The organism is Halomonas rhizosphaerae (genome assembly GCF_030012485.1).
In the GTDB taxonomy this organism is placed as follows: domain Bacteria; phylum Pseudomonadota; class Gammaproteobacteria; order Pseudomonadales; family Halomonadaceae; genus Halomonas; species Halomonas rhizosphaerae.
Genome location: NZ_JASCQQ010000025.1, coordinates 1 through 12,725 on the forward strand (window position 1 = coordinate 1; position 12,725 = coordinate 12,725).

At 70.2% G+C, this 12,725-nt stretch carries 13 protein-coding genes; 10 read left to right on the plus strand and 3 right to left on the minus strand.

Annotation, left to right across the window (positions count from 1 at the left end; genetic code table 11):
- The 6 genes from pyk to QLQ86_RS10365 all read left to right on the plus strand — a co-directional run.
- A partial coding sequence (gene pyk / locus QLQ86_RS10340; protein WP_282816861.1) for a pyruvate kinase occupies nt 1-1,398 on the plus strand: 1,398 nt, incomplete at its 5' end.
- A 92-nt stretch (nt 1,399-1,490) separates the two neighbouring features.
- The gene (locus tag QLQ86_RS10345) at nt 1,491-2,219 is read left to right on the plus strand and encodes a GntR family transcriptional regulator (RefSeq protein ID WP_282816862.1); all 729 of its coding nucleotides are present in this window, start codon (nt 1,491-1,493) and stop codon (nt 2,217-2,219) included.
- A gap of 122 nt (nt 2,220-2,341) precedes the next feature.
- Nucleotides 2,342-3,142, plus strand: a complete 801-nt coding sequence (gene modA / locus QLQ86_RS10350) for a molybdate ABC transporter substrate-binding protein (protein ID WP_282816863.1) — start codon at nt 2,342-2,344, stop codon at nt 3,140-3,142.
- On the plus strand, nt 3,142-3,810 hold the full coding sequence (modB, locus tag QLQ86_RS10355; RefSeq protein ID WP_282736756.1) for a molybdate ABC transporter permease subunit: 669 nt from the start codon (nt 3,142-3,144) through the stop codon (nt 3,808-3,810). The genes modA and modB overlap by 1 nt, the downstream gene beginning before the upstream one ends.
- Nucleotides 3,803-4,951: an ABC transporter ATP-binding protein gene (locus QLQ86_RS10360; RefSeq protein WP_282816864.1), complete on the plus strand. Its 1,149-nt coding sequence runs from the start codon at nt 3,803-3,805 to the stop codon at nt 4,949-4,951. Before modB ends, QLQ86_RS10360 begins: the two co-directional genes overlap by 8 nt.
- 10 nt (nt 4,952-4,961) lie before the next feature.
- Complete coding sequence (locus QLQ86_RS10365; protein WP_282816865.1) at nt 4,962-5,495, plus strand: DUF192 domain-containing protein; 534 nt, start codon at nt 4,962-4,964, stop codon at nt 5,493-5,495.
- Between the two features lies 1 nt (nt 5,496).
- Here the strand turns inward: QLQ86_RS10365 and QLQ86_RS10370 are convergent, their stop codons facing one another.
- The gene (locus QLQ86_RS10370) at nt 5,497-6,357 is read right to left on the minus strand and encodes a DMT family transporter (RefSeq protein ID WP_282816866.1); all 861 of its coding nucleotides are present in this window, start codon (nt 6,355-6,357) and stop codon (nt 5,497-5,499) included.
- 200 nt (nt 6,358-6,557) lie between these two features.
- On the opposite strand from QLQ86_RS10370, the gene QLQ86_RS10375 reads away from it, so the two are divergent.
- The 3 genes from QLQ86_RS10375 to QLQ86_RS10385 all read left to right on the plus strand — a co-directional run bounded on the left by QLQ86_RS10375 (nt 6,558) and on the right by QLQ86_RS10385 (nt 9,423).
- A complete protein-coding gene (locus QLQ86_RS10375) occupies nt 6,558-7,574 on the plus strand; it encodes a DctP family TRAP transporter solute-binding subunit (protein WP_282816867.1) in 1,017 nt (338 codons plus the stop codon).
- A gap of 75 nt (nt 7,575-7,649) precedes the next feature.
- The gene (locus QLQ86_RS10380; RefSeq protein WP_282816868.1) at nt 7,650-8,126 is read left to right on the plus strand and encodes a TRAP transporter small permease; all 477 of its coding nucleotides are present in this window, start codon (nt 7,650-7,652) and stop codon (nt 8,124-8,126) included.
- On the plus strand, nt 8,116-9,423 hold the full coding sequence (locus QLQ86_RS10385) for a TRAP transporter large permease (protein WP_282816869.1): 1,308 nt from the start codon (nt 8,116-8,118) through the stop codon (nt 9,421-9,423). The genes QLQ86_RS10380 and QLQ86_RS10385 overlap by 11 nt, the downstream gene beginning before the upstream one ends.
- Before the next feature lie 6 nt (nt 9,424-9,429).
- Here the strand turns inward: QLQ86_RS10385 and QLQ86_RS10390 are convergent, their stop codons facing one another.
- Both QLQ86_RS10390 and QLQ86_RS10395 read right to left on the minus strand, forming a co-directional pair.
- Nucleotides 9,430-9,954: a macro domain-containing protein gene (locus QLQ86_RS10390; protein ID WP_282816870.1), complete on the minus strand. Its 525-nt coding sequence runs from the start codon at nt 9,952-9,954 to the stop codon at nt 9,430-9,432.
- A 29-nt stretch (nt 9,955-9,983) separates the two neighbouring features.
- A complete protein-coding gene (locus QLQ86_RS10395; protein ID WP_282816871.1) occupies nt 9,984-10,808 on the minus strand; it encodes a carbon-nitrogen hydrolase family protein in 825 nt (274 codons plus the stop codon).
- A 420-nt stretch (nt 10,809-11,228) separates the two neighbouring features.
- Between QLQ86_RS10395 and QLQ86_RS10400 the strand changes: the two genes are divergently transcribed.
- A complete protein-coding gene (locus QLQ86_RS10400) occupies nt 11,229-12,617 on the plus strand; it encodes a KamA family radical SAM protein (RefSeq protein ID WP_282816872.1) in 1,389 nt (462 codons plus the stop codon).
- Nucleotides 12,618-12,725: the final 108 nt, after the last annotated feature.

Below are 12,725 nucleotides of genomic sequence, written 5' to 3' on the forward strand. Positions count from 1 at the left end.
GTCCTCGAGGCGATGCTCGAGGCCGGCGTCGACGTGGTGCGCCTCAACTTCTCCCACGGCAGCCCCGATGACCACCGCCGCCGCCTCGAACGGGTCCGCGCCATCGCCGACCGCCTGGGGCGCAGCGTCGCCGCCCTGGGCGACCTCCAGGGCCCCAAGATCCGCATCGCCCGCTTCAAGGCGGGCGCCGTGGAACTCGAGGAGGGGCAGTCCTTCATCCTCGACATGGGCCTGGGCAGCGACCAGGGCGACGAGACCCGCGTCGGCTGCGACTACAAGACCCTGGCCGACGACGTCGGCCCCGGCGACCGCCTGCTGCTCGACGACGGCCGGGTGGTGCTCGACGTCAACCGGGTCGCCGACCACCTGATCCACACCAGCGTGGTGGTGGGCGGTACGCTCTCCAACAACAAGGGCATCAACAAGCAGGGCGGCGGCCTCTCGGCCCCGGCGCTGACCGACAAGGACAAGGCCGACCTGGAGACCGCCGTGGCGATCGGCGTCGACTACCTGGCGATCTCCTTCCCGCGCAGCGCCGCCGACATGGTCGAGGCCCGCGAGCGGCTCGGCGAGGCCGGCCGCGAGATCGGCCTGGTGGCCAAGCTGGAGCGCGCCGAGGCGGTGGCCGACGACGAGACGCTGGACGCCATCATCCGCGCCAGCGAGGCGGTGATGGTGGCGCGCGGCGACCTGGGCGTGGAGATCGGCGACGCCGCGCTGATCGGCACCCAGAAGCGCATCATCAAGCACGCCCGCACGCTCAACCGCGCGGTGATCACCGCCACCCAGATGATGGAGTCGATGATCGAGGCCCCGCTGCCCACCCGCGCCGAGGTGTTCGACGTCGCCAACGCGGTGCTCGACGGCACCGATGCGGTGATGCTCTCCGCCGAGACCGCCGCCGGCGACTTCCCGGTGGAGACCGTCGCGGCCATGGACCGGGTCTGCCTGGGCGCCGAGCGCGAGCGGCGCATCCAGGAGTCCGGCCACCGCATCCATGAGGGCTTCTCGCAGATCGACGAGACCATCGCGCTCTCCGCCATGTACGCCGCCAACCACCTCGCCGGGGTCGCCGCCATCGCCTGCATGACCGCCTCCGGCTACACGCCGCTGATCGCCTCGCGCATCAGCTCGGGGCTGCCCATCGTCGGCCTGGCCCACAACCCGGTGGCCCAGCGGCGTATGGCGCTCTATCGCGGGGTGGTCTCGCTGCCCTTCGACACCAGCGAGATGTCGGCCGCCGAGCTCAACGACCGGGCGCTGCAGCGACTGGTGGAGCAGGGCATCGCCGAGCCCGGCGACCACGTGATCCTCACCCGGGGCGACCACATGAACGCCCATGGCGGCACCAATACCCTGAAGATCCTCGACGTGACCCCGGCACATCGCCGTGCCTGAGGCATGGATCCTGTATACAATGAACCTGTTTGATGTGGTCATTCCGTTCGCGGGATGAGACGCTGGCGGCAGGAACAGGCAGGGGACAGCTCATGCACGAGTGGCAGGAGGAGGTGCTGGCCGAGGTCAGGGCCGGGCGTCGCATCAGCGACCGGGATATCGTCGACAAGGTGCGCCGGGCGGTACTGATGCAGCGCCTGCCGCCCGGTACCCGACTGCCGGAGGTGACCCTCGGCGAGGTCTTCGGGGTGAGTCGCTCGGTGGTGCGCAAGGCCCTGACCCGGCTGGCCTCCGAGCACGTGGTGGACCAGCGTCCCAACCAGGTGGCGCGGGTCCGTGCGCCGAGCATCGAGGAGACCCGCGAGACCTTCGCGGCCCGCCGCCTGGTGGAGGGGGAGGTGGCCGCGCTGCTGGCGGGCCGGCTCGATGCCGCCTCGCGGGAACGGCTTGCAGCGGAGGCGCGGGGCGAGATCGAGGCCCACGGGCGGGGAGACGAGCCGGCCCGCATCGAGCATTCCCTGGCCATCCACCACCTGCTGGCGGCGCATTCGCCCAACCGCGTGCTGGGGGCCATGCTCACCGACCTGATCCTGCGCACCTCCATCGTCATCGCCCTCTACAAGCGGCCGAACCTGGCCTCCTGCATCCTGGAGGGCGATCACGCGGCGCTGCTGGCGGCCCTCGAGCAGGGCGATGCCGAGGCGGCCCGGGAGGGCATCCAGCACCACCTGGAGAGCCTCGAGGCGCTGCTGGACCTGAGCCCCCGCGAGGCCAGCATCGACCTGATGGCGATCCTCGGGCGCTCCCGGGAGCAGGCCTGAGCGCCGGCATGGCCATGGCCTGACCCGCATCAAGGCCGGGGAGAGTTCCCCGGCCTCGCCTTGTCCCCCGGGGCACGCCTGGTCGACAATGCAGCGACCCTATCGCAATTCGGGAATTTCGCATGTTATCTCCCCTGCGCTGGGCCCTCGTCGCCTGGCTCGCCCTGACGACGCCTGCGGCCCTGGCCGAGGTGCCCACCTTGGCGGCGGCCTCGGACCTGCAGTTCGCCCTGACCGAGGCCGCCGAGCGCTTTCAGGACGAGACCGGGCGGGAGCTGCGCCTGAACTTCGGCTCCTCCGGCAACTTCATGCGCCAGATCCGCCAGGGCGCCCCCTTCGAGCTCTACCTCTCCGCGGACGAGGCCTATGTGCGGGCCCTGCACGAGGCGGGCCTGACCGAGGACGAGGGGGTGGTCTATGCCGTGGGCCGGCTGGCCTGGCTGCAGCCGGCCGGACGCGACGGCCTGCCCGGTGACGATGACCCGCTGGCCGGCGTGCGCGAGGCCATCGACGCCCATCGGGCCGGGCAGGGCAGGCCGCGCATCGCCCTGGCCAATCCCGAGCATGCGCCCTACGGCGTGGCGGCCCGCCAGGCCCTCGAGCATGCCGGGCTCTGGGAGGATTCGGGCTCGCTGCGCATCCTCGGCGAGAATGTCTCCCAGGCCGCGCGCTTCGCCCTGGCGGACGAGGCCCGCGGTGGCCTGGTGGCCTGGTCCCTGGCGCTTGCGCCGGCACTGGCCGAGCGCAGTGAGCACGTGCTGATCCCCGAGGCGTGGCATGGGCCCCTGGTACAAAGGATGGCGCTGATCGAGGGGGCCGGCGAGACCGCTCGCGCCTTCTACACCTGGCTCCAGCAGCCGGCGGCCCGAGAGATCCTGGCGGCGTACGGTTTCCGCCTGCCGGACGGGGGCACCCCCCGCTGATGGACTGGACGGCGCTCTCGGTCTCGCTGCGCCTGGCGGGGCTGACCTGCCTGCTGCTGCTGCCGCTGGGGCTCTGGCTGGGGCGGACCCTGGCGCTCTCGCGTTTTCGCGGCAAGCCGCTGTGCGAGGCGCTGGTGGCGCTGCCGCTGGTGATGCCGCCGACGGTGCTGGGCTTCTACCTGATGCAGGCCTTCGGCGTGGAGGCGCCCTTCGGCGCTTTCTGGCAGTCGTTGACCGGCGGTGGGCTCAACTTCACCTTCACCGGGATCCTGCTCGCTTCGCTGGTGGCCAACCTGCCCTTCGCCGTGCAGCCGATCCAGCGCGCCTTCGAGTCGATCCCCCCAAACCTGCGCGAGGCCGCCTGGTGCAGTGGCCTCTCGCCGGGCCGCACGCTGTGGCGCATCGAGCTGCCGCTGGTGTGGCCGGGGCTGGTCTCGGCGCTGGCGCTGACCTTTGCCCATACCCTCGGCGAGTTCGGCGTGATCCTGATGGTCGGCGGGGCGATCGACGGCGAGACCCGCACCCTGGCCATCGCCATCTACGACCGGGTCCAGGCCTTCGACGAGTCCGGGGCCGCCATCATGTCGGCCATGCTGCTGCTGGTCTCCTTCCTGACCATCGGGGTGGTCTACGGCCTGGCAGGGCGCCGGAGGTGGCGCCGTGGCTGAGCCGGATCTGCCCGCAAGCCCGGCCCACCTGGCGGTGCAGCTGCAGCAGGCCGGGCCGATCCCGCTGGACGCCGACTTCCACTGTGAGGCCGGCGAGCTGCTGGCCCTGGTGGGCCCCTCGGGGGGCGGCAAGACCACCCTGCTGCGCGCCATCGCCGGGCTCTACCGGCCGGCGCGAGGCGTGATCCGCTGTGCCGGCGAGACCTGGTTCGACGCCGAGGCGGGGCACTCGCTGCGTCCCCAGCAGCGTCGCGTGGGGCTGGTGTTCCAGGACTATGCGCTCTTCCCGCACCTGGATGCCCGCGCCAACGTCATGGTGGCCCTGGATCACCTGCCCGCCGCCGAGCGCGGCCAGGCTGCCGAGCGGTGGCTGGCCCGGGTGCGCCTCGACGGCCTGGCCGGCCGGCTACCATCCGAGCTCTCCGGCGGCCAGCGTCAGCGGGTCGCCCTGGCCCGGGCCCTGGCCAGGAGTCCGCGGGTGTTGCTGCTCGACGAGCCCTTCTCGGCGGTGGACCAGGTCACCCGGCGCCGCCTTCAGCGCGAGCTCGCCCTGCTGCGCGAGGAGATCCGGATCCCCATCGTGCTGGTCACCCACGACCTCGACGAGGCCGCCGCCCTGGCCGACCGGCTCTGCGTGCTGCACGCCGGCCGCAGCCTGCAGCAGGCGCCGGCCGAGCAGCTCTTCCGCCGGCCGGCGAGCCCCGAGGTGGCGCGGTTGCTCGACCGCCACAACGTCTTCACCGGGACGGTGGTGGAGGGCGACGAGGGGCGCCGTCTGCAATGGGGCCCCTGGTGCCTGGAGGTCGCAGAGGGCCTGGCGGCCCTGATGCCCGGGCAGCGGGTCAGCTGGTACCTGCCTCCCTCGGACGTGGTCCTCCATCGTCGCGGCCGCCCCTCGCGGGGAGAGCGCGAGAACCCGGTCCAGGCCCGGGTGAGGGAGATGGCGGTGCTGGGCGGCATCACCTCCGTGGCGCTGGCCTTCGATCACTGCGACGATACCCTGCGCTTCGAGCTCCCCACCCATGCGGCACGGCGCAACGGCCTGGCCCGTGGCGAGGCGGTGGGGGTCTCGCTGCTGGCCGCCGGCATCCACCTGATGCCCGACGCCCCCATAAACCATCCCGAGATCTTCGATCGTTGAGGAAACCGCCATGAACACCATCCGCCGCCAGCTGCTGCTGGGCCTGGCCCTTCTGCCCGCCGCCTCCCTGCTGCCGCGTGTCCTGCCCGCCGCCGGGCCCGATTCGGGGTCCGAGGCCCTCGAGTCCGTCCCCCTGGTGATCCACGGCGAGCAGGGCCCCCGGCGGCTGGAGGTGGAGGTGGCGCGCACCATCACCCAGCGCAGCCGTGGCCTGATGGACCGCGATCAGCTGGCGGAGCAGGCCGGCATGCTGTTCCTCTACGACCGCCTCCAGTCCTCGCGCAACGGCTTCTGGATGTATCGCACGCGCATCCCGCTGGATATCGCCTTCATCGACGAGGCGGGCCGCATCGCCGAGATCCACCGCATGGAGCCATGCACCGCCTCCCGACCGGGGGAGTGTCCGGTGACCCGCCCCGCGGTGCCCTACCGGGCGGCCCTGGAGGTCAATGCCGGGGCCTTCGAGGCGATGGGCGTCGCGGCGGGTGACTGCGTCAGCTGGCCGGGCGACGGCGGGCTCTGTGCCGGGGCGCCGTCCCAGTGAGTCAGCCTGCGGGGCGGCGGGGGCCGACACGCAGCACGATCAGCGCCAGGCCGGCGATGACCAGCCCGCCCCCGGCGAGCTTGTGGGGTCCCAGGCTGTCGCCCATCAGTGCCGCCCCCAGCAGCACGGCCAGCACCGGCATCAGCAGGGTCAGCGGCACCACCCGGTTGACCGGGTGGCGACGCAGCAGGCCGTACCAGAGGCCGTAGGCCACGATGGAGGACATCACGGCGGTGTAGAAGACCGCTCCCCAGCCGGCCCAGCCGGCGTCGGCCAGCGCCTGCCACTGGCCCTGCTCGAACCACCAGGAACCCAGCGCCACCTGGGGCGTGGCGAACAGTGCCACCCAGCCGGCCAGCGCCATGGGCGAGACGTCGGGGCCGCGCTTGATCAGCAGCTGCGAGACGGCCCAGCCCAGGGCGCTGGTCAGCAACAGGATCGTCGGCAGGGGGGAGGGCAGGGTGGGGCCACCGGCGAGCACCGCCACCCCGGCGAAGGAGAGCACGAGGCCGGCCAGTCGCCGGGGATCGAGGCGTTCCCGAAGGAATACCACGGCGAGCAGGGTGGCGAAGGGCGTGCCCATCTGGACCAGCAGCGCGCCGGTGCCGGCCTCGGCCTGGCTCAGGCCGATGAACAGCAGGGCGAAATGCAGCGAGCCGAAGGTCACCGAGAGCAGCAGCAGGAAGGGCAGCTGGTGTCGTGCCACCGGGTGGAAGGGCACCAGCAACCCGGCCACCAGGGCGAAGCGCAGCGTGGTCAGCAGCAGTGGCGGCAGTTCGGCCACCCCGAGCTTGATGACGATGATGTTCAGCGCCCAGATGACGATGACGGCGAGGCCCAGGGCCAGGTCTCGGAGTGGCACGGTGCCTCCTCGGGGTGGGAAGGGGAAAACGGCACAGCATAGCAAGTGCGTTGAACCCGGGGACAGGGCAGGGCCGCGTCCTGTCTTGCATGAACACGGGATGACAGGGCATCTTGATATCCGCGATGATGCCCACCTACAACGATGCCGGGCAGGCCCGATGTGGGCCTGCCCCGAGCCCGACACTGCAAGGACACGTCATGAACTCGTCTCGTCACCCGACCCGGCTGGCCGCCCTGGCCGCTGTCGCCGCCGTCTCCCTCTCGCTGTCCGTTTCTGCCGTTCAGGCCCGCGAGCTCTCCGTCTCCACCGTGCTCCCCGACGCCTTCCCCTGGGGCCAGGCCGCCGAGAAGTGGGCGGAGCTGGTCGCCGAGCGTTCCGACGGCGAGCTGACGCTGCGGGTCTACCCCAATTCCCAGCTCGTCAATGGCGACCAGACCCGGGAGTTCTCCGCCATGCGCTCGGGCCTGATCGATGCCGCGGTGGGCTCGACCATCAACTGGTCGCCCCAGGTGCCGGAGCTCAACCTCTTCTCGCTGCCCTTCTTCATGGCCGACCTGGACGCCGTGGATGCGGTGACCGGCGGCGCGGCGGGCGAGATGGTCTTCGCGGCCATTGAGTCCCGCGGCGTGGTGCCCCTGGCCTGGGGCGAGAACGGCTTCCGCCAGCTCTCCAATTCCCGCGGCCCCATCGACGAGCCGGCCGACCTCGAGGGCCTGAAGATCCGTGTGGTGGGTTCGCCGCTGTTCCAGGACACCTTCACGGCGCTGGGCGCCAACCCCACCCAGATGAGCTGGGCCGACGCCAAGCCGGCGCTGACCACCGGCGCGGTGGACGGCCAGGAGAACCCGCTCTCGGTCTTCGACGTGGCGCGCATCGACCAGGTGGGCCAGGAGCACCTGACCCTTTGGAACTACATGAATGACCCCCTGGTCTTTGCGGTGAACCAGCAGGTCTGGGATTCCCTCTCCGAGGAGGAGCGCACCCTGCTGCGGGACGCCGCCAAGGAAGCCGGCGCCTGGGAGATCGAGATGACCCGCGAGGAGGAGCCCGAGCGCCTGGCGGCGATCAAGGAGCGCGGCGTCACGGTCACCGAGCTCGACGAGGCGCAGCACCAGGCCTTCGTCGAGGCCACCGAGAGCGTCCACGACGAGTGGGTGCCGCGCATCGGCAGCGAGATCGTCGAGGCGGCCCGCGCCGACATGCAGGGGGAGTGATCTCCCCGAGCGCCCGTGCCATCGGCCCCTTGGCGGGGCCGATGGCGTTTCCCACCCCATGACGCCGCGACACCCATGAAACGTCCCGACGCAAGACTCGAGCGCCTGCTGGCGACCCTGGCGATCCTGGTCATCGGCCTGATCAGCCTGGCCAACGTGCTGGTGCGCTACCTCACCGGCGGCTCCTTCGCCTTCACCGAGGAGTTCTCGGTGTTCCTGCTGGTGGTGCTGACCTTCGCCGGCGCCTCGGTGGCCCTGCGCCGCAACGGCCACATCCGCATCGGCCTGCTGGAACGCGCCCTGCCCAGGGCCGCGCGCAGGGCGCTGATCCTCTTCCAGGGGGGCTGTGGGCTCGTCGTGCTGGGGCTGATCACCTGGTATGGCGCCAGGATGACCTGGCAGGAGCTCCAGTGGGGGTCGCTCTCCCCGGGGCTGGGGCTGCCGCAGTGGTGGTACCTCGCCTGGCTGCCGCTGCTCTCGGGGCTGATGCTGCTGCGCCAGGTGCAGCAGACCCGCGATCGCCTGCGCGGGAGGCTCGAGGATGAGTCCTGATCTCTGGATGCTGCTGGCCTTCGCCGTACTGCTGGTCGCCGGTGTCCCGGTGGCCTTCTCGCTGGGGCTGGCGGGCGCCGCGGGGATACTGGCCGGGCTGTCGCCGGCCATGCTGGCGACCCTCGGCACCAACACCTATAACAGTATCGCCAAGTACCCGCTGATCGCTATCCCGTTGTTCATCCTCACCGGCCTCATCTTCGAGCGGGCCGGGGTGGCCGCGCGGCTGGTGCGTTTCGCCCAGGCGCTGATCGGCCCGCGCCACGGTGGCCTCGCCCTGGTCGCGGTGCTGGTCTGCATGATCATGGGCGGAATGAGCGGCTCAGGCCCGGCGGATGCCGCCGCGGTGGCCATGGTGATGCTGCCCAGCATGACCAGGGCCGGTTATCCCAGGCCCTTCTCGGCGACCCTGATCGCCGCCTCGGCCTCCACGGCGATCCTGATCCCGCCGTCGGTGGCGCTGATCCTCTACTCCATCGTGGTGCCGGGGGTCGACCTGCGGGCGCTGTTCGCCGCGGGACTCTTTCCGGGCATCCTCGCCGGACTGGCGCTGCTGGGGCCGGCGCTGCTGGTCTCCCGTCGCTATGGCTGGGAAGGGGGAACCCCCGTGGAGGGGGCAGAACATCCGCGAGTGGGCGAGAGCTTCAAGCAGGCGCTGCCGGCGCTGTTCGCCCCGGTGCTGATCCTCGGCGGGCTGCGCAGCGGGCTCTTCACCCCCACCGAGGCGGCCGTGGTGGCAGTCGCCTACGGCGCCCTGGTGGGGCTCTTCCTGACCCGGGAGATGAGCTGGCGGGACCTCTGGGGGCTGCTCGGCGAGGCGGCGGTGATCTCGGGCGTGGTCATGCTGATCATTGCCCTGGCCGGCATCTTCGCCTGGGCCGGCACCATGCTCGGCACCTTCCGTCACCTGGCGGAGTGGATCGTCGGCCTCTCCGACAGCGGCCCCCTGTTGCTGGTGCTGATCATGCTGGCGGTGCTGGTCGCCGGCATGCTGCTGGATGCCATCTCCATCTACCTGATCATGATGCCGATCCTGATCCCGGTGATGCAGCACTTCGGCTGGAACCCGGTGTGGTTCGGTATCCTGCTGGCGATGAACATCGCCATCGGCCAGTTCACGCCGCCGGTCGCGGTGAACCTGATGGTGACCACGGAGATCGCCAAGGTCCGCCTGGAGCAGACCCTGGGCTGGGCGTTGCTGTTCGTGGCGGCCATGGCGGGCGCGCTCGTGCTGGTGGCGGTGTTCCCCGAGATCGCCCTCTGGCTGCCGCGAGTGCTGGGCTACAACCTCGGTTAGCGATCCTTACTCTTGGCTGCTCTCCAGGGACTCCAGAATGCGCTGATGGAGTGCGGTACTGTCGGCATCGAAGAGCACGAAGCGCACCCGCTCGATGCCCGGGCACCCGGGCAGCGTCTGCAGCACCGTGGCGAGCGCCACGCGGGCGGCCTCTGCCGGTGGGTAGCCGAAGGCCCCGGCGGAGAGCGCCGGGAAGGCGATGGAGCGGATCCCTTCGCGCTCGGCCAGTTCGAGGGCGTGGCGATAGCAGGCGGCCAGCAGCTCATCGGCGGGCTCGTCGACGCCGTAGACCGGTCCCAGGCAGTGGATGACGTGGTGATTGGGCAGCCCATGGGCGCCGGTGATCACCGCCTGTCCGGGCCGGATCGGCGCCAGCGGGCGGCACTCCTCGGCGAGCCCGGGGCCCGCAGCGCGATGCAGGGCGCCGGCCACACCGCCGCCGCTGCGCAGCTGCGCGTTGGCGGCATTGACCACGGCGTCGAGGTCGGCCTGGCGGGCGATATCGCCCTGGATGCATTCGATAGTGCCCATCTCGCTTCCCTCCTGGCGGCTCATGTGGTTCAGTCTGGCCGCCAGAGCGGCAGGACTTCAAGGTCATCGCGGCGATCCCGGGCCAGCGGCAGGCGCGCTCGCGCTGCCTTCACCACCTGCTTCTCCAGGGTCAGCCAGCGCCACTGCTCGTCGCTGCCGAAGGGAAGGGCAGGGTGGTCGTCGTCCACCAGCGGCGGGCAGAACAGCGACTGTCCCCAGGCCTCTCCGGCACGGTTGAGGCTCAGCCAGTAGAGCTGGTTCTCCATGGCGCGCGTGGTGACGAAGGCGTGCCAGCTGGCGAAGCTGAAGTCCCGGGTGAAGGCCACCGGGTGCAGGATCAGCTCGGCGCCCGCGTCGGCCAGGCGCCGGGCCAGTTCGGGGAAGCGCAGGTCGTAGCAGATCACTACCCCGACCCGCCAGCCGGCGACCTCGCTGACCAGCAGCCGTTCGCCCGGCGAGAAATGGGCGGCCTCACCGGAGGCCCCGAACTGGGCGCAGTGAAGCTTGTCGTAGACGCCGGCCAGGCGGCCGTCGGGGCCGGCCAGCACCTGGCTGATATGGCGCCGGCCACCGGCGCGCCGGGCCATGCCGAAGGCGATGGTGGTGCCGAGTTCCCGGGCCAGGTCGGCGAAGGTCGTGACGACCGGCCCCGCAAGGTCGTCATCCAGGGCCTCCAGGCAGGCGAAGGCGTCGTCCCCGTACTCCTGGGCGGCCAGCTCCGGCAGCACGATCAGGTCTGGTGTGCCGTTGGCGCAGGCGGCCCGCATCCGCTCGGCGAGGCGGTGCAGGTGAGTGAGCTGGTCCTCCCGACAGCGGGTGCGGGGGATGGCGATCTGGCCGGCGAGTATCTGCATGCGGGCTCCTGTTGCGACCCATGGGCGCACCGCGCGGTATCCGCCGGGGCGCTGGCGTAGAATTCGCAGTCTACCCCCTGTCCCTTCCCCCTGTCCGGTGTCGCCGATGCCGTTTCCCGCGCGTTTCGCCCCGCTGGTGTTTGCCGCGCTGATGATTCGCCACCCCCGGGAGCGTTGCTGAACCGGATCACCCTCGCCACTCTCAGCATTGCACATTCGTTGCATTTATCTGTCATAGGCGTGACATTCGTTGCAAATCGACGCAGAAACTTGCAGCGACGACAGCGACCCTGTACCAATGGCCACCCCCCGAACCACTCGCGGTGCCCCGGTTGCTTGCCGGCGCAGCGGACGATCGCATCCGCCGTGCAGGGCCCCCCATGGCCGCCCCGCCGCCGCACAACGACATCAGGAGGTGGCATGAACCAGCGCGTGAACATCGATCTCGGAGATTCCCGGGCCGAGGCCTTCGAGGCCCGCCAGTTCAAGGTCTATACCCACCGTCAGCTGGACAGGATCGAGGCCATCCAGCATCTGCCTGACGACCTGCGTTTCGACATGCGGGTGGTCAGCCAGGTGCTGCCGTTCCGGGTCAACGAGTACGTGATCGACGAGCTGATCGACTGGAACAACGTGCCCGAGGATCCGGTCTTCCAGCTTACCTTTCCCCAGCGCGGCATGTTGCTTCCCGAGCACTTCGAGGAGGTGGCCGCGATGGTGCGCCGCGACGCTCCCGCCGCCGAGATGAAGCCGGTGATAGAGCGCATCCGCTCCGAGCTCAACCCCCACCCGGCGGGGCAGATGGACCTCAACCTGCCGCTGCTCGACGGCGAGCCGCTGCCGGGCATGCAGCACAAGTACCGCGAGACGGTGCTGTTCTTCCCCAGTCAGGGACAGGTGTGCCACAGCTACTGCACCTTCTGCTTCCGCTGGGCGCAGTTCGTCGGCGACAAGGAGCTCAAGTTCGCCTCCAGCGAAGCCGACTCGCTTCACCGCTACCTGGCCGAGCATACAGAGGTCACGGATCTGCTGATGACCGGCGGCGACCCCATGGTGATGAAGGCCAAGCACCTGCGCCATTACCTGGAGGGGCTGATGGCGCCTGAGCTGGACCACGTCCAGGACATCCGCATCGGCACCAAGAGCCTGACCTTCTGGCCCTACCGCTTCGTCACCGACCCGGACGCCGAGGATATCCTAGACCTGTTCCGCGAACTGACGGCGGCCGGCAAGCATGTGGCCTTCATGGCTCACTTCAACCACTGGAAGGAGATGGACACCCCCATCTGCCGCGAGGCGATCCGACGCATCCGGGCCACCGGGGCGGAGATCCGCACTCAGGCGCCGCTGCTCAAGCACATCAACGACGATGCCGACCAGTGGGCGAGGATGTGGACCACCCAGGTGCGCCTGGGGATGATTCCCTACTACCTGTTCGTCGAGCGCGACACCGGCGCCTGCCATTACTTCGAGGTGCCGCTGGTCAGGGCGTGGGAGATCTACCGCGAGGCGATGAAGCAGGTGCCGGGGCTGGCGCGCACCGCCCGTGGGCCGTCGATGTCCGCCGATCCGGGCAAGGTGGAGATCCAGGGGGTGACGGAGATCCACGGCGAGAAGGTCTTCATGCTGCGCTTTATTCAGGGGCGCGACAGCGACTGGGTGCAGCGGCCCTTCTTCGCCAGGTATGACGAGGCTGCCACCTGGCTCAACCACCTGGAACCGGCGCTGGGGGAGAGCGAGTTCTTCTTCGAGGCCGAGTTCGCCGCCATGAAGGACGAGAAGCAGGCGCTGATCATGAAGGCGTCGTGAGGCGTGCCATTCCTTTCGATGAGGCGGCGTGCGTGAGAAGAGGCGGTAAAAATTAACGCTCACTCAACGTGCTCAGGGGTCTAGACTCCAACTTATGGAAAAAGGCCT

What these genes read in the sequence shown, in the direction of transcription:
- QLQ86_RS10395 (WP_282816871.1), bottom strand. Translation starts at nt 10,808, where the DNA reads ATGCAGATACTCGCCGGCCAGATCGCCATCCCCCGCACCCGCTGTCGG.
- QLQ86_RS10385 (WP_282816869.1), top strand. Translation starts at nt 8,116, where the DNA reads ATGAGTCCTGATCTCTGGATGCTGCTGGCCTTCGCCGTACTGCTGGTC.
- modB (WP_282736756.1), top strand. Translation starts at nt 3,142, where the DNA reads ATGGACTGGACGGCGCTCTCGGTCTCGCTGCGCCTGGCGGGGCTGACC.
- QLQ86_RS10390 (WP_282816870.1), bottom strand. Translation starts at nt 9,954, where the DNA reads ATGGGCACTATCGAATGCATCCAGGGCGATATCGCCCGCCAGGCCGAC.
- QLQ86_RS10400 (WP_282816872.1), top strand. Translation starts at nt 11,229, where the DNA reads ATGAACCAGCGCGTGAACATCGATCTCGGAGATTCCCGGGCCGAGGCC.
- modA (WP_282816863.1), top strand. Translation starts at nt 2,342, where the DNA reads ATGTTATCTCCCCTGCGCTGGGCCCTCGTCGCCTGGCTCGCCCTGACG.
- QLQ86_RS10380 (WP_282816868.1), top strand. Translation starts at nt 7,650, where the DNA reads ATGAAACGTCCCGACGCAAGACTCGAGCGCCTGCTGGCGACCCTGGCG.
- QLQ86_RS10365 (WP_282816865.1), top strand. Translation starts at nt 4,962, where the DNA reads ATGAACACCATCCGCCGCCAGCTGCTGCTGGGCCTGGCCCTTCTGCCC.
- QLQ86_RS10375 (WP_282816867.1), top strand. Translation starts at nt 6,558, where the DNA reads ATGAACTCGTCTCGTCACCCGACCCGGCTGGCCGCCCTGGCCGCTGTC.
- QLQ86_RS10345 (WP_282816862.1), top strand. Translation starts at nt 1,491, where the DNA reads ATGCACGAGTGGCAGGAGGAGGTGCTGGCCGAGGTCAGGGCCGGGCGT.